Here is an 18,742-nt window from a genome sequence, read left to right on the forward strand (position 1 = left end):
CCAGCCGGTCCTCGGGCGTCGGCCCCAGCAGCACCGGCGCCCGCCGGGCCAGCACCTCCCCGGCCACGGCCGCGACCAGCGCCAGCGCCACCAGCATCGCAAGCCCGGCGAGCGGCGCGAAGGCCAGGGCCCACGGCTCCCGCAACGCATCGGGCCCGCCGTACATCCAGGTCTCGCGCAGCCCCGCGAAGAACGGCAGGGCGGCCACCGCCACCGCGAACGGCGGCAGTGCCAGGGTGATCCCGCTGACGATCCCGCCGAGCGCCAGATGCAGGGTGTACCAGCCGGCAGTACGCACCCGGGCCTGCCGGGTCCGGGCGGGCCCGTCGGCCAGCAGGGCGGGCGGGACCCCGCACAGGGCGCGGGCGGCGGCCACGGACAGCGGCCGGACGAGGGCGAAGAAGCCGGTGACCGCCGCCATCGGCAGGGCGAGGGCGAACGCGACGAGCTGGGCGGGCAGCGAGGAGAAGAGTTGTTCCCCACCGCTCGCCATGCCGACCAGGACCGTGCTGACCAGGAAGTACGGCATCAGCAGCGCGCCGCCGATGATCAGATGCAGCCAGCGCAGCCGCGCCCGCCGGCCGAACAGTGGGGCGACCGCCCTCATGACACCCGGCTGTCGGACGACAGGGCAGGGGCAGGGGCATCGGCGGCCGCGGGCAGCGCGGAAGCCGCCGCGCGCTCCGCGAAGAAGTACGCGCCAAGTGTCACGACGAGCGCCCCGGCCAGCACCTGGACAGCGTAGACCGTCGTCGTCGCCGGCATCGGCCGGTCCGCCGCTTCGCCCGCGCCGATCAGCCCGGCGACGCTCAACCAGCCGCCCCAGCAGGCCGTCGCCGCCGAACCGGCCCAGGCCAGGACGAGCGGCAGCCGCAGGGAGAGACGGCCGGTACGCCGGAAGGCGAGCAGGAGCACCCCGACGACGGTGGCCACCACGAAGAGCAGGCTGACGACTTCCAGGACGTAGAACTCGCTGGTGCGGGCCGCGGCCCGGACCGGGTTGAGCCCGGCGGTCGAACCGGAGACCCACAGCAGGTGCGTGACGCCGGGGAGAAGGGCCGCCAGAGCGACGGCGACAGCGGTCGCGCGCAGGGCGGGCGTGGTCGGGCCGTCCGGCAGATCCCGCAGCCTCCCCTGCCACAGATGGGCCCAGCGCTCCCTGGCGTACAGCGCGAAGAGGCTGCCGAGGGCGAGGCCCTGGACGATGAAGCCGCCGTAGACGACACCGAAGACCCACGGGTCCAGGAACGCCTCGGAGTTCCCCTCGCCGACCGGCAGCCCGCTGCCACCGCCGAAGAGCCGAACGGCCATCTGGATCGGGAAACCCGTCATGATCGGCAGCAGCAGACCACTCGCCACCCACATCGGCAGCACCAGCAGCCAGGCGGGCGCCCGCCTTCCCCAGGACTGGGTGAGCAGCAGAGCGAGGACGATGACGGCGCCGTCCATCAGCACCGTGGCCCCGTTGGCGACGCGCAGCGCGGTGCCGCCGTCGAGCAGCGCGCTGCCGTCCGGGATACCGAGCCGACTGCCCGCCATCCAGGCGATCTTGAGCGCGATGTAGGGCAGACAGGACACCATGGCGACCGCCCGGAGCACGACCCGCGCCCTGCTGATGCGGTACGGGGGCGTCTCGGGCGGTGTGGTGCGGTACGAGGGTGTCCTGCTCGTCCCGGCGCGGTGCGGGACGGGCAGGGGCGCTACGGAGGGCCGGTTCTCTGTCATGGCTCCAGGCTCCCGCGCCGGCCGTGCCCCGCACGTCCTGCCCGGCGACGATCCGCCTCCGCCATGCGGGGGAGAGCCTCCCAGCCCAAGCCCTATCCCCGGAGCGTCACCAGCACCTCGTCGGTCTCCTCGCCCCGGGCCCGGGCGAACCCGCGGTCCTCGCCGGTCACCACGAAGCCGCACTTCTCCAGCACCCGGCGCGAGCCGAGGTTGTCGGCCGCCGCCCGCGCGTGCAGCGGGCGCGTGGGCGTCTCGTCGAGGAACGCCCGCAGGGCGGCCGTCGCCAGTCCACGGCCCCAGTGCGCACGGCCGATCCAGTACGTGACCTGGCGGTCGCCGGGGTCCCCGTACGCCCCGACGTGGCCCACCACCGCACCGTCGGCCACGACCGTACGCATCACCACCCCGCCGGATCCGGCGCGGAGCCGCGCCCAGTGGGCGTCGAACGCGGCGCGGTCGGTGGGGTCCTCGGGGGTGAAAGCGGCGACGCGGGTCGCCTCCGGGTCGCTCATCCAGGCGAAGAACAGCGGCAGATCACCGTCCTGGACCGGGCGCAGGGCGATCTCGGTCATCAGAGCCGCCGGGTAGCGAGGGTGAGCCGGTCCCGGGCGTCGAGCAGGGCGTCCTTCACTGTCTGTTCGTGCCCGGGGGTGAGCCGGGCGACCGGCACCGAACAGCTGATCGCGTCGCGCGCGGGCGTCCGGTACGGGATGGCGACGCCGAAGCAGCGCAGGCCGAGGGTGTTCTCCTCGCGGTCCACCGCGTAGCCCTGCTCGCGGACCGACCGCAGTTCCCCGATGAGCTCCTCGCGGTCCGTGATGGTGTGCTCGGTCAGCGCGGGCAGCGACTCGGGGAGCATCTTGCGGACCTGCTCGTCGCTGTGCGTGGCCAGCAGCGCCTTGCCGAGCGAGGTGGAGTGCGCGGGCAGCCGGCGGCCGACCCGGGTGAAGGGGCGCAGATAGTGCTGGGACTGCCGGGTGGCGAGGTAGACCACGTTGGTCCCGTCGAGGCGGGCCAGGTGGATGGTCTCCGTGGTGTCGTCGGACAGCCGGTCCAGGGTGGGCCGGGCGGCGGCCACGACCTCGTCGCCGTCGATGTACGACGTGCCGACCAGCAGGGCGCGCACCCCGATCCCGTACCGGGTGCCCGTCGCGTCCGTCTCCACCCAGCCCAGCTCCACCAGGGTGCGCAGCAGCATGTAGAGGCTGGACTTGGGGTAGCCGACCGCCTCCTGGACGGCGGCCAGCGAGTGCATGCCGGGCCGCCCCGCGAAGTATTCGAGGAGTTCCACGGTCCGTACCGCGGACTTGACCTGTGCTCCACCGGACTCGGCGACCGACATCGCCCACGCCCCCTTCTCCAGCTCTGTGGCTTTCGTCCGGATCGTCGTCCGAAAGCCCGCCACCACACGATTGCCAACACGGAACGTCCGGAAATAGAGTCCCAGGACATTCACGATCAGGAACTCTGTTCAGAATACCGAACACGTGCTGATGTGCGGCCACAGACGGCCGGAAGACCGTCACGAAACGGCCGGGAGACGGCCGGAAGACGGTCGACAGACGGGAGGGAATCACCGTGAGCGCAGCACCAGTCTGGAGTGTCGACCCCCGAACCGGGAACCCGCGCGAGCAGGTCGCCGTGGAGGCCACCGCCGAGGAGGTGGACCGAGCGGTCCGGGCGGCCCACGCCGTCCGCGACGCCCTCGCCGACCGCGCGGCGCGCGCCGCGTTCCTGCGGACGGCGGCGGAGCTGCTGGCGGAGTCCGGCGAGCGCGTCATCGAGGCCGCCGACGCGGAGACCGCACTCGGCCCGGCCCGGCTGACCGGCGAACTCGCCCGCACGGCAGCTCAGTTGAGGGCCTTCGCGGAAGTCGTCGACGAAGGCGCCTACCTCGACGTCCACATCGACCACGAAGACGGCTCCCGCACCCCGCCCTGGCCCGATCTGCGCCGCTACAAGATCCCGCTCGGGGTCGTCGCCGTCTACGCGGCCAGCAACTTCCCGCTCGCCTTCTCCGTCCCCGGCGGCGACACGGCCAGCGCGCTCGCGGCCGGCTGCCCGGTGGTCGTCAAGGCGCACCCCGACCACCCGGCCACCTCCGAACTCTGCGCCGCGGTCCTCCGCCGCGCCGCCGCCGCCACCGGGCTGCCCGAGGACGTCCTGACCCTGGTGCACGGCCTCGACGCGGGCGTCGAGCTGATCCGCCACCCGCTGGTGAGCGCGGCGGGCTTCACCGGCTCGGTACGCGGCGGACGCGCCCTGTTCGACGCGGCGGCCGCCCGCCCCGCCCCCATCCCCTTCCACGGCGAACTCGGCTCCCTCAACCCGGTCGTCGTCACCCGGGCGGCCGCCGCCGAGCGCGCCGGGGAGATCGGCGCGGGACTCGGCGGCTCGATGACCCTGGGCGTCGGCCAGTTCTGCACCAAGCCCGGCTTCGTCCTGGCCCCCGAGGGAGCCGCCGGTGACCAGCTCCTGAAGGCCCTCACCGAGACGGTCAGCCAGACCGGCTCCGGCGTCCTGCTGGACCACCGCATGCGGGACGCCTTCGTCGCAGGCGTACGGGAGCGGGCCGCGCTGCCCGAGGTCGGGGCCCCCGTCACCCCCGGCGCGGGCTGCGAGCACACCGTCTCCGCCGGCTTCCTCACCGTGCCGGCCGCCCGGCTGACCGCCGAGGGCCCGCACGACGCGCTGCTGGAGGAGTGCTTCGGGCCGGTCACCGTGATCGCCCGGTACGCCTCCGCCGACGAGATCGCCGCCGTCCTCGCCCGGCTGCCGGGGAACCTCACCGCCACCCTCCAGACCGCCACCGAGGACGCCGACCCCGACGCGGCGCGCCTGCTGGCCGCCCTCACCCCGCTCGCGGGACGCGTTCTCGTCAACGGCTGGCCGACCGGCGTCGCCGTCGCCCCCGCCCAGCACCACGGCGGCCCCTACCCCGCCACCACCTCCACCGCCACCTCGGTGGGCGCGACGGCGATCGAGCGCTGGCTGCGCCCGGTCACCTACCAGTCCACCCCCGAGGCGCTCCTCCCGCCGGAGCTCCGCGAGGACAACCCGCTGGGCCTGCCCCGCCGGGTGGACGGACGCCGCGCATGAGCCTGCGCCTGGACGCCCTCTCCTTCGCCCTGGACGAAGTGGGCCCCGACGGACGCTGGACCCACGCCGACGGTGTACTGACCGGCCGGGCCGGACCCGGCCAGGACCTGTTCGTCCCCCCGTCCGGCGACTCCCTCGATCCGGCCTCCGACGCCCCGCGGCTGCTCGGCGCGGTGGGGGAGGGCGACTTCCGGCTGGTGGCCCGGGTGCGCCCGGGGCTGGTCTCGGCGGGTGACGCCGGGGCGCTGTATCTCCACGTCGCGGACCGGGAATGGGCCAAGCTCTGCCTGGAGCACTCCGCGGACCTCCCGACCGTCTGCACCGTCGTCACCCAGGGCCACTCGGACGACGCCAACGCCTTCGTGGTGGAGGAGGGCGTCTGCTGGCTCCGGCTGAGCCGCACGGGCAGCGCCTACGCCTTCCACGCCTCCGCCGACGGCGAGACCTGGACCTTCGTCCGCGTCTTCACCCTCGGTACCGAGGAGGAACGGGCGGCCGCCCGCGCCGGCTTCCTGGTGCAGTCGCCCACCGGCGAGGGCTGCGGCGCGGTCTTCGACCGGATCGCGTTCCTGGCCGGGGGAGTGGAGGACCCGCGCGACGGGCGGTGACGGGGGGCGACGTGAGAGGGAACGGGGGTCGGCCCGCCGGACCAGCCCGTGGGCGGAAGCGGGAGCGTCGAGGGAATCACCTGGTCAGGTTCGGTGTTCGCACCGGTGACCCGATCTGCGGAGGAACCCTCCGCACACCCCCGCGACCCCTGGAGAGAAGAAGAGTCATGCGCGTCGAGATCTGGAGCGACATCGCTTGTCCGTGGTGCTACATCGGCAAGGCCCGCTTCGAGAAGGGCCTCGCGGAGTTCGCCCACCGGGACGAGGTCGAGGTGGTGCACCGCTCCTTCGAGCTCGACCCCTCACGGGCCAAGGGCGACACCGCGCTCGTGATCGACATGCTGGCCGAGAAGTACGGCCGCAGCCGCGAGGAAGCGGCCTCGATGGAGGCCAACGTCGCGGCCAACGCGCAGGCCGAGGGGCTCGGCTACCGCACCGAGGGCCGTGACCACGGCAGCACCTTCGACCTCCACCGGCTGCTGCACCTGGCCAAGGCCCGCGGCCGCCAGGACGAGCTGCTGACCCTCGCCTACCGGGCGAACTTCGCCGAGGAGCGTTCCGTCTTCGACGACGAGGTGCTGCTCGCCCTCGGCGCCGAGGCCGGACTCGACGCCGACGAGGCCCGTACGGTGCTCGCCGACCCCGAGGCGTACGCGGACGACGTCCGCACCGACGAGCGCGAGGCGGCCGAACTGGGCGCCAACGCCGTGCCGTTCTTCGTCTTCGACCGGCGGTACGGGATCTCCGGCGGCCAGCCCTCCGAGGCCTTCGTCCAAGCGCTGGAGCAGGCCTGGAAGGACCGTCCCGCCACCGCCCTCACCACCGTCGGCGGGGACGCGGCGGCCTGCGACGCGGACGGCGCCTGCGAGCTTCCGCGGAGCTGAGCTCCCCCGGAGGTCGCCAGCTTTCATCCATAAGCATTTCTTTGGTTCACCCCTTGACTCTTCGCGATTGACTTTGAGTTAAGGGGGCTCCAGGGTGGATGTATGACGATCCTTGCGTCCATCCAAGCGGCAGCCGCCGAATTCGCGCCCGAGGTCACCTACCTCAACACCTCCAGCTGGGGCCTGCTGCCCCGCCGGACGATCGCCGCCGTCAAGGCCCTGGCCGACGAGAACGCCGCGGGGCGCCGGGTGGGGGCGGGCAGCTTCGACGCGGTGGAGGCCGCCCGGGCCGGCTTCGCCCGGCTCGCCGGGGTCCACCCGGACCGGGTCGCCACCGGCAGCTCCGTCACCGTCCACGTCGGCCTGATCGCCGCTTCGCTGCCGCCCGGCGCCGAAGTTCTCTGCCCCGAGGGTGAGTTCTCCTCAGTCGTCAGCCCGTTCGCGCTCCGCGGCGATCTGCGCATGCGGTACGCGCCGCTCGCGGACCTCGCCGCGGCCGTGCGCCCCTCGACCGCCCTCGTCGCCTTCTCCGCCGCGCAGTCGGCCGACGGCCGGGTGGCCGACCTCGCCGCCGTCCGCGCGGCCGCCGCGGCGCACGGGGCCCGGATCCTGCTGGACGGCACCCAGGCGGCGGGCTGGTTCCCACTGGACGCCGGGGCGTACGACTACACCGTCACCGGCGGCTACAAGTTCCTGCTCTGCCCGCGCGGTACGTCGTTCCTCACTGTCACCGAGGAGGCGCAGGGCACCCTGCCGCACCTCTTCGCGGGCTGGGTCTCCGCCGGCGCCCCCTGGGCCGGTAACTACGGCCCGCTGAAGCGCATCGCCCCCACCGCCCGCGGCTTCGACGAGCCGCCCGCCTTCCTCTCGTACCACGGGGCCGAGCACTCCCTGGATCTGCTCGCGGAGGCCGGCGCCGACGCCCTGTACGCACACGCCACCGGGCTCGCGGCCCGACTGCGCGCGGGGCTGGCCGAGCTGGGTCACGAGACGGTACCCGGGGAGTCGGCGATCGTCTCCGTGCCGGGGCTGGAGAATCGTCAGACCGACCTGGTGAAGGCCGGTATCGCCGTCTCGGCCCCGGCCGGGAATCTGCGGATCTCCTGCCACCTCTACAACACCGAGGCCGATGTGGACCGGGTGCTGGAGTTCCTGGCCTGACACCTTCTCGCGCGGTTCGGCGCGGCGCGGCTCAGCGCCGGTCGGGGCAGTCCGCGGTCTCCTGCGGAGCCGGCGACCACCCGGTGATCGGCGGCGGCGTCGCCGACCTGATCTCCTACGGGGCGCTCTTCCTCGCCGACCCGGACCTGCGCGCCCGGCTGAAGGCGGGCGACCCGTTCAACACCCCCGACCCGTCGACCTTCTTCGGCGGCGACGCCCAGGGCTGCACCGACTACCCGGCGCTCGACGCCGCCTGATCGCTCGAAGGCCGCCCGTCCCACCGCCACGACGTGCGGCGCGGGTGGCCCGGCAGCTCGGCGCGGCCGGTGGCCCACAGCAGGACGGTCCACCGGTCGCCGCCCGCCGGGGCGTCCGGGAAGAGCCGGGCCAGCACCCGGTCGCAGAGCGCCGGGGACGGCGACCAGTCCAGCCCCAGGCCCTCGGCGAGGTCATGGGTGTGCACCAGGGTCTCCACCACTCCCATCGCGGCGAAGCCCTCCGGGTCGGAGATCCCGTACCCGTGGTACGAGCGCACCTCCGGCGGTGTCGTCCGCGCCATCGAGTCCAGCAGCGCCCCGCTCGCATCCAGCGTGGCCAGCAGCCCTGCGGGACCGGCGCCACGGTCGGCGAAGACCGCGTTGTACGGCCCGCCCTGCCGTTCGGGCGCCCACCGGTAGGGGACTTCACGATCCAGCGGAGGCGTACGCGGGCCCAACTGCACGGCGTACGCGAACAGATCGTCGCTCAGGTGCTCCACCGTCTCCCAGCAGGTCCACGTGAGGGTCCCCGCGGGCGCCTCCCAGCGGTCCGCCGGGGCCCCGGCCAGCACGTCCACCGCGAGCCGCACCGCCGAGGTCACGTCGTCGGCGGTCACCGGCAGCCGGGTCCCGGTCAGGGCCGCCCGCTCGGCGGCGGAGCACTCCACGCAGAACTCGTTGCCCTCGGGACCGGCGAGCGTCGCCCAGCCGCGCCCGTTCGGTCCGCGGTGGTCGCCCACCAAGGTCGCGCCGAGCGCGAGCAGCCGCTCGACCTCCTCGTCCCGGGAGCGGTCCTGCGGCTGGATGTCCAGATGGACGCGGTTCTTGGTCTGCTTCTTCTCGTCCACCCGGACGAAGAGGATCGCCGCGCCGGGGGCCTCGACCAGCGCCTCCGGATCACCGGGGAAGTCCTCGTCGGAGAGCGGCGCGCCGAGCACTTGGGCCCAGAAGGCGCCGAGCGCGTAGGCGTCGGCGCAGTCGATCGTGATGTGGCGTACGTGGGAAGTCATGGCGGACACCTTCTCCGCTGAGCCCGCCCCGGTCCAGCGAGTTACGCGCGAAGGGCCGGGACGGCGTACCGTCCCGGCCCCGACTCGCCTGCGCGTACCGCTACTTCACCGGGGTGAAGTCCCGCGCCCCGATGAACTCGGGGCGGCGGATCGGAGCCGCGAAGGGCTCCTGCGCCGCGTTCTCCACGCTGTTGAAGACGATGAAGACGTTGCTGCGTGCGTACGGGGTGATGTTGTCGCCCGAGCCGTGCATGGCGTTGCAGTCGAACCAGGTCGCCGAACCGGCCTTGCCCGTGAAGAGCTTGATGCCGTGGCGGTCGGCCATCTTCGTCAGAGCCTCGTCGGACGGGGTGCCGGCGTCCTGCATCTGGAGCGACTTCTTGTAGTTGTCCGTCGGCGTCTCGCCCGCACAGCCGAGGAACGACTTGTGCGAACCGGGCATGATCATCAGCCCGCCGTTGGTGTCGAAGTTCTCGGTGAGGGCGATCGACACGGAGACGGTCCGCATGTTCGGCAGCCCGTCCTCGGCGTGCCACGTCTCGAAGTCCGAGTGCCAGTAGAAGCCCGAGGCCCCGAAGCCCGGCTTCACATTGATCCGGGACTGGTGGACGTACACGTCCGAGCCGAGGATCTGGCGGGCGCGTCCCACCACCCTCTCGTCGCGGACCAGTGCGGCGAAGACCTCACTGATCCGGTGGACCTCGAAGACGGACCGCACGTTCTGCGACTGCTTCTCGACGATCGAGCGCTCGTCGGCGCGGATCGCCGGGTCGGAGATCAGCCGGTTCAGCTCCGCCCGGTAGACGGCGACCTCGTCCGGGGTGATCAGCTGGTCGACGGTGAGGAAGCCGTCGTGCTCGTATCCCTGGAGGTCCTTGGCGGCGATCGGGCCCGGTGCGCCCGGCGCGGACCAGATGACCGGGTCCTGGCGGGGAGTGGTCATCTCGGCGGCGCCGCGCGAGGGGTACAGATCGGCGCGTACTTCGGTGGTCATGGTTCAGCCCTCCTCGGTCAGCAGTGGGTAGACACCGTTCTCGTCATGGTCCTCCCGTCCGGTGACGGGGGGATTGAAGACGCACACGCAGCGGAAGTCGGTCTTGGGGCGCATGGTGTGCTTCTCATGCCCGTCCAGCAGGTACATCGTGCCGGGCGTGATCCAGTGCTTCTCGCCGGTCTCGTCGTTGGTGAGCTCGGCCTCGCCCTCGGTGCACAGCACCGCCTCGATGTGGTTCGCGTACCACATCGAGGTCTCCGTGCCCGCGTACAGCACGGTCTCGTGGAGCGAGAAGCCCACCTTCTCCTTGGCGAGCACGATGCGCTTGCTCTCCCAGGTGCCGGACGCGGACTTCACATGCCGGTCGGTGTTCTCGATGTCACTGAACGATCGGACGATCACGGTGAGCGGTTGCCTTTCTCTTCTCTCCACAGGGTCCCGGGCCTCGCGGCCCGGGACCTCTTCTTCCGCGCCTGTCCCGGCAGTGCCGGGTCAGGCCGTCTCGCGGACGCAGCGGGCCAGCGTGCGCAGGCCCTCGTCCAGTTCTTCGGTGGTGACGGTCAGCGGCGGCAGCAGCTTGACGACCTCGCTCTGCGGGCCGGAGGTCTCCAGCAGAAGCCCCAGCTCGAAGGCGCGGGCGCAGACCGCCGAGGCGCGCGCCGGGTCCTGGAACTCCATGCCCCACACCAGGCCCCGGCCGCGGAACTGCGCGGTCGGCTCCTCGGCGCAGATGGCCAGCAGGGTCTGCTCGACCTGTTCGCCGCGGGCCATGGTCTGCTTCTCCATCTGGCCGTCCGCCCAGTAGGCGTCCAGCGCGGCGGCGGCCGTGACGAAGGCCGGGTTGTTGCCGCGGAAGGTGCCGTTGTGCTCGCCCGGCTCCCAGATGTCCAGCTCCGGCTTGAACAGGCACAGCGCCATCGGCATGCCGTAGCCGCTGATGGACTTCGACAGCGTGACGATGTCCGGGACGACGCCGGCCTCCTCGAAGGAGAAGAAGCCGCCGGTACGGCCGCAGCCCATCTGGATGTCGTCGACGATCAGCAGCATGTCCTGGCGGTCGCACAGCTCTCGCAGCGCGCGCAGCCACTCGGGCCGGGCGACGTTGATGCCGCCCTCGCCCTGGATCGTCTCCACGATCACGGCGGCGGGCTTGTTCAGGCCGGAGCCCTGGTCCTCCAGCAGCCGCTCGAACCACAGGAAGTCGGGGACCGTGCCGTCGAAGTAGTTGTCGAACGGCATCGGGGTGCCGTGCACCAGCGGGATCCCGGCGCCGGCCCGCTTGAACGCGTTGCCGGTGACGGCGAGCGAGCCCAGCGACATGCCGTGGAAGGCGTTGGTGAACGAGACGACGGACTCGCGGCCCTTGACCTTACGGGCCAGCTTCAGCGCCGACTCGACGGCGTTGGTGCCGGTCGGGCCGGGGAACATCACCTTGTACGGCAGGTCGCGCGGGCGCAGGATCACGTTCTGGAACGTCTCCAGGAACGCGCGCTTGGCGGTGGTGGCCATGTCCAGGCCGTGGGTGATGCCGTCGCGCTCGATGTAGTCGATCAGCGCGCGTTTCAGCACCGGGTTGTTGTGGCCGTAGTTCAGGGAGCCGGCCCCGGCGAAGAAGTCCAGGTAGGAGTGGCCGTCCTCGTCGGTCAGCCGGGCGCCCTGCGCGCGGTCGAACACGGCGGGCCAGCCGCGGCAGTAGCTCCGTACCTCGGACTCCAGGGTCTCGAAGACGCTCAGTGCGGGCGGGGTGATGGTCACAGCGGATCTCCTGCGTGAGGGGGTGTGACGGGCGGTGGTCGAGTGCTCCCCGCCGCACGGATGCGGCCGGGACCGCGCCGGGTGGTCGGCCGGCGCGAAAAGTCGGGGGATTCCTGGCGTACGGGTCGGGTACGCCGGGGGTGCTGGCCGGGGCGGCTCAGGTGGCGAACGGGCCTATCCGGTAGAGCACCTCGGGCAGGTGCGTCCCTTCGGGGAACAGCTCGCCCTCGAAGAGCACCTCCTGCTCCAGCGCGACGTCGTGGCGCTGGGCGTAGGACGTGAACAGCCGGTCGGACGCGGTGTTGTCCGGCGTGATCGTCGTCTCCACGGACGACAGGCCCTGGCCGGCGGCGACCCGGGCGGTCAGCGCGTCCAGCAGAGTGGCGGCCAGTCCCTTGCCCCGGTGGGCCTGGTCGACGGCCACCTGCCAGACGACGAGGGTCTGGGGGCGGTCGGGCCTGAGGTAGCCCGTCACGAAGGCGATGGGCTCGCCGTTCTCGCCACGGGCGACGGCGGAGGTCGCGGCGAAGTCACGGCACCACAGCAGGTAGCTGTACGAGGAGTTCAGGTCCAGGACCTGGGAGTCGCGGGCTATGCGCCAGATCGCGGCTCCGTCCTCCACTCGTGGGGCATCGATACTGAGGAATTCGCTTCGGGCACGGGCAAAATCTGCTGGTGCGGCGGTCATGTGAATTGAATTTACCCAGCAAATTTCCAAATTGCATCGAGGCGAAGGGTTGGGTGAAGCGCCCGTCTGTGTTATCAGGCGTGCGCGAGATCCGCCATAATCCTGGTATGGTTTCATGCTCTTTGTCCAGAATTTTTCGGGCATAATGCCGACTGTGTGGAGTCGGTCACAGGGTTGTAACTCTCGTGGAAGGCGTGTCCGAATCACGAAGTTCGAGGCCCGATAAAACTTCTGCGTTTAGGGTTCGGGAAAGCGGGCAGAAGAATGCGGGGAGCTGTTTTCGTAAAGTAGCTCCCCGCGTGATGAATATCAGCGGCCCGGCCAGGTTTCCGAAACGGCCCTGCGGGCCCCTTCGATATCGAGCCGCCGGCCCGCGTCGGTCAGCGCCGCTCCCAGAGCCGCGAGCGAGGACAGCACCGCGTCCCGCGTCGCATCCGCCCCGTAGTGATTGACCCGGATCATCTCCTTGGACAGCGCCCCACCGCCCGCGACGAGCGGGAGCGAGGGGTCCGCCGCCAGCGCCCGCGCGACCAGCGTGGCGGCGTCGGTCCCCGCCGGGGCGCGCAGTGTCGTGGCCACCGGAGCGGCGTCCCGCGCGTCATGGACGTACGGCTCCAGACCGCCGCCCAGCGCCACCGCACCCGCCCGGGTCGCCGCGGCGGCCGAGGCGTGGCGGGCCATCACCGTCTCCGGGCCCTCGGCCTCGATCCGCTCCAGGCACGCGTCCAGGCCCAGCATCTCCAGCTGCGCCGGGGCGTGCGGCAGCGCCGTGCGGCCGCCGTCGATCCAGCGCTCCTTCCAGTCCAGCAGGGAGAGGTAGGAGCGGCGCGGGGCGGCCGGATTGGCGGCGATCCGCTCCCAGGCCCGCGCGCTCACCGACACCGCCGACACCCCGGCAGGCCCGCCCATGGCCTTCTGCGCGCCGATCACGCACAGGTCGACGCCCCAGGCGTCCGGCAGCAGCGGCTCGGCGCCCACCGAGGCGACCGCGTCCAGCATGAACAGCGCGCCGTGCGCCCGGACCACCTCGCCGATCTCCGCGACCGGGTTGGTGTTGCCGGTCGCCGCCTCGGCGTGCACCAGCGAGACGAAGTCGATCTCCGGGTGCTCGGCGAGCGCCTCGGCGACCTGGTCGGCGGTCACCGCCGTGTGGAAGGGCACCGTGAGGTCGACGACCTGCGCGCCGCAGTCCCGCAGCCAGTTGCCGAAGGTCTGCCCGTAGGGGCCCGTGACCACGTTCAGCGCGGTCGAGCCGGGCCGCGCGCCGCCGCGGATGCAGCCCTCCAGCGGCAGCAGCGCCTCGCCCTGGGTGATGACGACGTCCTGCTCCGTGGCGAGGAGCCGGGCCACGCGCCGCTCGATCGCCGCGAAGCGGTCGGCGGTGAGCGGGGGGAGGTCGAGGAAGGGGTGTGTCACGGTTCGGTGCTCTCTTCGGGTTCGGTGGTCGGGCGGGTCCTTCGGCGGCCGGGCGGCGGTCCTGCCCGCGGCCGACGCCCTCCTCGCAGCCTACCGACGGCCTCGTACAGTGCCGCATATGAGTGATCGGGAGGAACATCGGGTGCTGTGGGTGAGGGGCCGGGTGCTCGTCGGCCCGGACGAGGTGCGGGACGAACTGTGGGCCGTGGACGGGCGGATCACCTACGAGCGGCCACCCGGTGCCGACCACGCGGTGACGGTCACCGGCTGGGCGCTGCCCGGGCTGGTCGACGCGCACTGCCATGTGGGCCTGGACCGGCACGGCCCGGTCGACGCGGCGACCGCCGAGAAGCAGGCCCTCTCTGACCGGGAGGCCGGAACGCTGCTGATCCGGGACGCCGGATCACCCTCCGACACCCGGTGGGTCGACGACCGGGAGGACCTGCCGAAGATCATTAGGGCCGGCCGGCACATCGCCAGGACCCGCCGCTACATCCGTAACTACGCCCATGAGATCGAGCCCGGCGACCTCGTCGCGTACGTGGCCCGGGAGGCCCGGCACGGGGACGGGTGGGTCAAGCTGGTGGGGGACTGGATCGACCGCGACGCCGGGGACCTGACCGCCTGCTGGCCGCGCGGCGAGGTCGAGGCCGCCATCGCCGAGGCGCACCGGCTCGGCGCCCGGGTCACCGCGCACTGCTTCGCCGAGGAGTCGCTCACCGACCTGGTGGAGGCGGGCATCGACTGCATCGAGCACGCCACGGGCCTCACCGAGGAGACCATTCCGCTCTTCGCCGAACGCGGGGTCGCGATCGTGCCTACGCTGGTCAACATCGCCACCTTCCCCGACCTAGCGGCGGGCGGCGAGGCCAAGTTCCCGCGCTGGTCGGCCCATATGCGGAAGCTGTACGAACGCCGCTACGACACCGTGCGCGCCGCGTACGACGCCGGGATCCCGGTCTACGTGGGCACCGACGCGGGCGGCTCCCTGGCGCACGGCCTGGTCGCGGGCGAGGTGGCCGAGTTGGTCAAGGCGGGCATCCCGCCGCTGGAGGCACTCTCCGCCACCGCGTGGGGGGCCAGGCGCTGGCTGGGACGGCCGGTGCTGGAGGAGGGTGCCCCGGCGGATCTGGTCGTGTACGACGAGGACCCGCGCGCGGACGTCCGGGTGCTGGCGGCTCCTCGGCACATCGTGCTGAACGGGCGGGTGATCGGCTGAGAGTGGCGTGGTGCTGTGTTGACGAGCAGTGACGGATCCGGTGTCCGGCTCGTTGATGCACTTCTGCGCACACTCCGGCGCAGTAGCACACCGTTCGGCCCGCGCCGTGTGAAACGGGTGAAACCAGGGAACGCACGTGCCGAAAGATTCGAATATGCGCGCGGAAACCCCCCTTTGGGGTGAACTCACGCCAGGTATCCACCAGTTCACCCTCAGTGCGTAAAGATTCACGGAGTCGAGGCCACCGGCACGGGCGATGTCCCCCATTGGACTGTGCCGGTGGCTCCATGTCTCTTGTGGGGGTTCCACCATCTTGAACAGCAACACCTTCCGTTTCGCCGCCCTGGCGGTCGCCGCCGCCCCGGTCGCTCTGCTTGCCGCCGTCCCCGCGCACGCAGCCCCGGCGACACCCACCACCGGCGGCGAGGGCAGGGCGAGCGCGGTCGTGCTCCGTACCGGGCTCGACGTCTCGCTCCTCAACAAGTCCGTCCAGGTGCCTCTCAAGGCCACGCTCAACGAGGTGCAGGCCCCGGCCGGGGCCGAGAAGACCGCGCTCACCGTGGACGTGGACGGAGTGGAGGGCGGACGCCCGGTCAGCATCCTGCGCGCCGACGTGGCCACCGCGAACGCCACCGTCGACGAGCACAGGGCCGAGGGCCGTACCCATCTGGCGAAGGCCCGGATCCATGTGCCCGGACTGCCTCTGCTCTCGCTCATCGAGGTCGAGAAGGTCACCTCCAAGGCGGTCTGCGAAACCGGCGGGAAGCCCGTCGCCGAGTCGAACGTGCTCGGCCATGTCTCGGTCCTCGGCAAGAAGGTGACGCTCACCGCTGGCGGACCGACCCAGGTGTCGGTGCCGGGTGTCGGCGAGGTCTCCCTCGACCTGTCCAAGACGGTCACCACCGAGCGCACGGCGGCCGCGACGGCGCTCCGGCTCAAGGTGTCGGTCAACCCGCTGAAGCTCAACGTCGCCGAGGTGGAGGGCGAGGTCACCCTCGCCGAGGCGACCTGCGAGACCCCGAAGGATCCGAAGACACCCGAGAAGCCGGGCTCCACGGACGGCGGCTCCACAGGCGGTTCCACCGACGGTGGCTCCACGGGCGGCGACAGCGGCGGTGACCAGGGCGACGACGGCGGGAGTGGCGGCGACGTGAAGACGCAGACCGGCTCCGACACCGGCACCGCCCCCACCGAGGCGAACCTCGCCGAGACCGGCGGCAGCTCCACCACTCCGTACCTCGCGGGCGGAGCGGCCCTGCTGCTGGCCGTCGGCGCGGGTGCGACGGTGCTGGCGCGCAGGCGCGGCAGCAGCCAGATCTGATACGTGTCAGGGGGCGGCGGTTCGTACGACGAACGCCGCCCCCTCCTCGTGACTCGCTCCTCAGCGCCACGATCTCGCGGGCAGCGCCTGCACGGCCTGGTCCAGGGCCTGGAGGAAACGGTTGGTCGTGGCCCGGTCGCGGACCGCGAGCCGCAGCCACTGCGGCCCCAGACCCGGGAAGGTGTCCCCCCGCCGGGCCGCGAAGCCCAGCAGCCGCAGCCGCTCCCGGACCTCCGCCGCCCGCTCCAGACGCACCAGGACGAACGGCCCCCGGGCCGTCTCCACCGCCTCCACCTCGCTGAACTCGGCCAGTCCGGCGAGCAGGTGAGCCCGGTCCACCGTGATCCGGTCCGCAGCCTCGGCCGCCTCCACCAGCGCCCGCGGCTCCATGCACGCCTCCGCCGCCGCCAGTGCCGGGGACGACACCGGCCACAGCGGCTGCGCCTCGGCGAGCAGCGCCACGGTCTCCGGAGCGGCCAGGGCATAACCGATCCGCAGCCCGGCGAGCCCCCATGTCTTGGTGAGGCTGCGCAGCACCACGAGCCCCGGGATGTCCGTCCGCCCGCACAGCGCCTCGCGTTCGCTCGGCACGACGTCCATGAACGCCTCGTCGACCACCAGCGTCCGTCCCGGTCTGGCCAGCCGCTCCAGCAGTGCCGCCGGGTGCAGCACGGACGTCGGGTTCGTCGGATTGCCGATCACCACGAGGTCCGCCTCCTCGGGCACCGCCGCCGGATCGAGCCGGAAGCCGTCCTCCTCGCGCAGCAGCACCCGCCCCACCCCGTGCCCGGCCGCCCGGAGGGCCGCCTCCGGTTCGGTGAACTGCGGATGCACCACGACCGGACACCGGGCCGGAAGAGCCCGGGCGATCAGGACGAACGCCTCGGCCGCGCCCGCGGTCAGCAGCACCCGCTCCACCGGCAGCCCGTGCCGGCCGGCGACCGCGGTGCGGGCGGAGGACCCGTCCGGATAGGTGGCCAGCGAGGTGAGCGACGCGGCTATCCGCTCGCGCAGCCACTCCGGGGGAGTGTGGGTACGGACGTTCACGGCGAGATCGGTCAGATTCTCGCCGCGCACCTCCGCGTCGCCGTGGTGGCGCAGGTCGGGCCCGGCGCTCTCGACGTTCTGAGTGGGGGGATTCATGGCAGCCATGGTGAACGGGCGGGAGCCCGCCGTCACCGGTGAGGTGGAATTTTTCCTCCCGGAAACACCGAAGGTCCCGGCGACGGCCGGCAGCCGGCGGGCCACCGCGCAGGTCGCCACCCCCTTGGACGCGGCGTTCCCGCCCGGGGCGCGGGTCTTCGGCACCACCAGCTCGTCCGCCTCGATCAGCGCCGCCGCCTCCGCGACGGACGAAGTCCCCACCGCCGTACCCACCGCGCCCGAGGGGTGCGGCACGCGGACCGCGGCCAGCGCCCCGGCCGGATGGGTCCGCACCGGCACCCCCAGCCGGGCCGCCGCCCCCACGATCCCCGGCTCGTCCCCCTTGGCATCGACCGTCGCCACCTCCAGCACGTCCGCCGCGTCCAGCCCCGCCCCGCTCAGCACCGCCTCGATCAGGGCGAACACCACATCACCACAGGCGCCGCGGCGCGCGCCGACCCCCACCACCAGACTACGGGCGCCGGACTCCGGTCCGGGGCTGACGGATGCTCCGGTCATCGGCGGAGTCCTACCTTTCAGGTCAACATCTCGGTGGTACGGGGGAGGAGCGGGCACGGCCGCTCCGTATACGGACACGGGAACGGGCGCGGACACGGGAACGGGCGCGGGAACGGGCGCGGAAACAGGCATGGGGATCCGCCGGTAAGGACACCCTGAGATGCGGAGGGAGGGCTCGATCGGCTAGCAAGGGCCCATGGCGGTGTTCGTCGCGCTCGGCGCGTTCCTGATGACTCTGGCCGGCGGCTGGGTCGCCCAACGCGTCACCGACCGCCGTCACCTGGTGCTCGGCTTCGCGGGCGGGCTGATGCTCGGCGTGGTCGGACTCGACCTCCTGCCGGAGGCGATCGAGGCCGCGGGCACTCCGGTGTTCGGGGTGCCCGCCGCCCTGCTGCTGTTCGTCGGCGGCTTCCTGGCGGCCCATCTGGTCGAGCGGCTGCTCGCCGTACGCCAGGTGGCACACGGGGCGAGCGGCACCCACGGTGACCGCGTACCGCAGGTGGGGCTCACGGCGGCCGCCGCGATGGTCGGGCACAGCTTCATGGACGGCGTCGCACTCGGCGCCGCGTTCCAGGTCAGCGGCTCCATGGGCGTTGCCGTCGCGCTGGCGGTGATCAGTCATGACTTCGCCGACGGATTCAACACGTACACCCTCACCAGTCTTTACGGGAACGCCCGCCGCAAGGCGCTCCTGATGCTGTTCGCGGCTTCCGCGGCGCCGGTCGTGGGCGCCGCGACGACGCTGCTGTTCACCCTTCCGGAGGAACTGCTCGGCGGCTATCTCGGCTTCTTCGGCGGAGCGCTCCTCTACCTGGCCGCTGCGGAGATCCTTCCCGAGGCGCACCACACCCATCCAGCCCGCTCCACCCTTCTCTGCACCATCGGGGGCGTGGGCTTCATCTGGCTGGTCGTCGGCATCGCCGAGTGAGCCGCGCGTACGCCC

Annotated in this window: 17 protein-coding genes and 2 pseudogenes; 8 read left to right on the forward strand and 11 right to left on the reverse strand. The window is 72.3% G+C overall.

Going from position 1 to position 18,742, the window contains the following annotated elements; genetic code table 11:
* The 4 genes and pseudogenes from B9S58_RS38795 to B9S58_RS06860 all read right to left on the reverse strand — a co-directional run.
* A pseudogene (locus B9S58_RS38795) lies at positions 1 to 607 on the reverse strand (histidine kinase); the annotation flags it as partial.
* The gene (locus B9S58_RS06850) at positions 604 to 1,725 is read right to left on the reverse strand and encodes a hypothetical protein (RefSeq protein ID WP_374935658.1); all 1,122 of its coding nucleotides are present in this window, start codon (positions 1,723 to 1,725) and stop codon (positions 604 to 606) included. The gene B9S58_RS06850 and the pseudogene B9S58_RS38795, both read right to left, overlap by 4 nt.
* A 92-nt stretch (positions 1,726 to 1,817) precedes the next feature.
* Complete coding sequence (locus tag B9S58_RS06855; RefSeq protein WP_103531224.1) at positions 1,818 to 2,297, reverse strand: GNAT family N-acetyltransferase; 480 nt, start codon at positions 2,295 to 2,297, stop codon at positions 1,818 to 1,820.
* Positions 2,297 to 3,067, reverse strand: coding sequence for an IclR family transcriptional regulator (locus tag B9S58_RS06860; RefSeq protein WP_103531225.1), 771 nt, complete (start codon positions 3,065 to 3,067; stop codon positions 2,297 to 2,299). Before B9S58_RS06860 ends, B9S58_RS06855 begins: the two co-directional genes overlap by 1 nt.
* A gap of 236 nt (positions 3,068 to 3,303) precedes the next feature.
* Between B9S58_RS06860 and B9S58_RS06865 the strand changes: the two genes are divergently transcribed.
* From B9S58_RS06865 to B9S58_RS06885, 5 genes and pseudogenes are all read left to right on the forward strand, one after another.
* Entirely contained in the window at positions 3,304 to 4,824 is a 1,521-nt protein-coding gene (locus B9S58_RS06865; RefSeq protein ID WP_103531226.1) for an aldehyde dehydrogenase family protein, read from the forward strand.
* Complete coding sequence (locus tag B9S58_RS06870; protein ID WP_103531227.1) at positions 4,821 to 5,432, forward strand: DUF1349 domain-containing protein; 612 nt, start codon at positions 4,821 to 4,823, stop codon at positions 5,430 to 5,432. The genes B9S58_RS06865 and B9S58_RS06870 overlap by 4 nt, the downstream gene beginning before the upstream one ends.
* Positions 5,433 to 5,599: 167 nt before the next feature.
* Complete coding sequence (locus B9S58_RS06875) at positions 5,600 to 6,316, forward strand: DsbA family oxidoreductase (protein WP_103531228.1); 717 nt, start codon at positions 5,600 to 5,602, stop codon at positions 6,314 to 6,316.
* 102 nt (positions 6,317 to 6,418) lie between these two features.
* Positions 6,419 to 7,477: an aminotransferase class V-fold PLP-dependent enzyme gene (locus B9S58_RS06880; RefSeq protein WP_103531229.1), complete on the forward strand. Its 1,059-nt coding sequence runs from the start codon at positions 6,419 to 6,421 to the stop codon at positions 7,475 to 7,477.
* Between the two features lie 65 nt (positions 7,478 to 7,542).
* Positions 7,543 to 7,734, forward strand: a pseudogene (locus tag B9S58_RS06885) (alkene reductase); the annotation flags it as partial.
* Here the strand turns inward: B9S58_RS06885 and B9S58_RS06890 are convergent.
* The 6 genes from B9S58_RS06890 to B9S58_RS06915 all read right to left on the reverse strand — a co-directional run bounded on the left by B9S58_RS06890 (position 7,710) and on the right by B9S58_RS06915 (position 13,597).
* Positions 7,710 to 8,744 carry a VOC family protein gene (locus B9S58_RS06890; RefSeq protein WP_103531230.1) on the reverse strand — a complete coding sequence of 345 codons (1,035 nt, stop codon included), beginning with the start codon at positions 8,742 to 8,744 and terminating at the stop codon, positions 7,710 to 7,712. The pseudogene B9S58_RS06885 and the gene B9S58_RS06890 overlap by 25 nt on opposite strands.
* A 100-nt stretch (positions 8,745 to 8,844) precedes the next feature.
* On the reverse strand, positions 8,845 to 9,738 hold the full coding sequence (gene thpD, locus B9S58_RS06895; protein WP_103531231.1) for an ectoine hydroxylase: 894 nt from the start codon (positions 9,736 to 9,738) through the stop codon (positions 8,845 to 8,847).
* 3 nt (positions 9,739 to 9,741) lie between these two features.
* Positions 9,742 to 10,140, reverse strand: a complete 399-nt coding sequence (locus B9S58_RS06900) for an ectoine synthase (protein ID WP_103531232.1) — start codon at positions 10,138 to 10,140, stop codon at positions 9,742 to 9,744.
* Positions 10,141 to 10,230: 90 nt separating this feature from the next.
* Positions 10,231 to 11,493: a diaminobutyrate--2-oxoglutarate transaminase gene (ectB, locus tag B9S58_RS06905; protein WP_103531233.1), complete on the reverse strand. Its 1,263-nt coding sequence runs from the start codon at positions 11,491 to 11,493 to the stop codon at positions 10,231 to 10,233.
* A gap of 157 nt (positions 11,494 to 11,650) precedes the next feature.
* Complete coding sequence (gene ectA / locus B9S58_RS06910; protein ID WP_103531234.1) at positions 11,651 to 12,181, reverse strand: diaminobutyrate acetyltransferase; 531 nt, start codon at positions 12,179 to 12,181, stop codon at positions 11,651 to 11,653.
* 309 nt (positions 12,182 to 12,490) lie between these two features.
* A complete protein-coding gene (locus B9S58_RS06915; protein ID WP_103531235.1) occupies positions 12,491 to 13,597 on the reverse strand; it encodes an alanine--glyoxylate aminotransferase family protein in 1,107 nt (368 codons plus the stop codon).
* Positions 13,598 to 13,715: 118 nt separating this feature from the next.
* Between B9S58_RS06915 and B9S58_RS06920 the strand changes: the two genes are divergently transcribed.
* Both B9S58_RS06920 and B9S58_RS06925 read left to right on the forward strand, forming a co-directional pair.
* Positions 13,716 to 14,816 (forward strand): amidohydrolase family protein, encoded by a 1,101-nt coding sequence (locus B9S58_RS06920; RefSeq protein ID WP_103531236.1) that lies wholly within the window; start codon positions 13,716 to 13,718, stop codon positions 14,814 to 14,816.
* Between the two features lie 313 nt (positions 14,817 to 15,129).
* Positions 15,130 to 16,137 (forward strand): SCO1860 family LAETG-anchored protein, encoded by a 1,008-nt coding sequence (locus tag B9S58_RS06925; protein ID WP_103531237.1) that lies wholly within the window; start codon positions 15,130 to 15,132, stop codon positions 16,135 to 16,137.
* 60 nt (positions 16,138 to 16,197) lie between these two features.
* Here B9S58_RS06925 and cobC read toward each other — a convergent pair whose 3' ends face one another.
* Entirely contained in the window at positions 16,198 to 17,799 is a 1,602-nt protein-coding gene (gene cobC / locus B9S58_RS06930; RefSeq protein ID WP_103531238.1) for an Rv2231c family pyridoxal phosphate-dependent protein CobC, read from the reverse strand.
* Between the two features lie 196 nt (positions 17,800 to 17,995).
* Here cobC and B9S58_RS06935 point away from each other — a divergent pair, with 196 nt between their 5' ends.
* Entirely contained in the window at positions 17,996 to 18,727 is a 732-nt protein-coding gene (locus B9S58_RS06935; protein WP_103531239.1) for a ZIP family metal transporter, read from the forward strand.
* The last annotated feature ends 15 nt before the right edge of the window (positions 18,728 to 18,742 follow it).

The sequence above is a fragment of the Streptomyces sp. SM11 genome (assembly GCF_002910905.1).
In the GTDB taxonomy this organism is placed as follows: Bacteria; Actinomycetota; Actinomycetes; order Streptomycetales; family Streptomycetaceae; genus Streptomyces.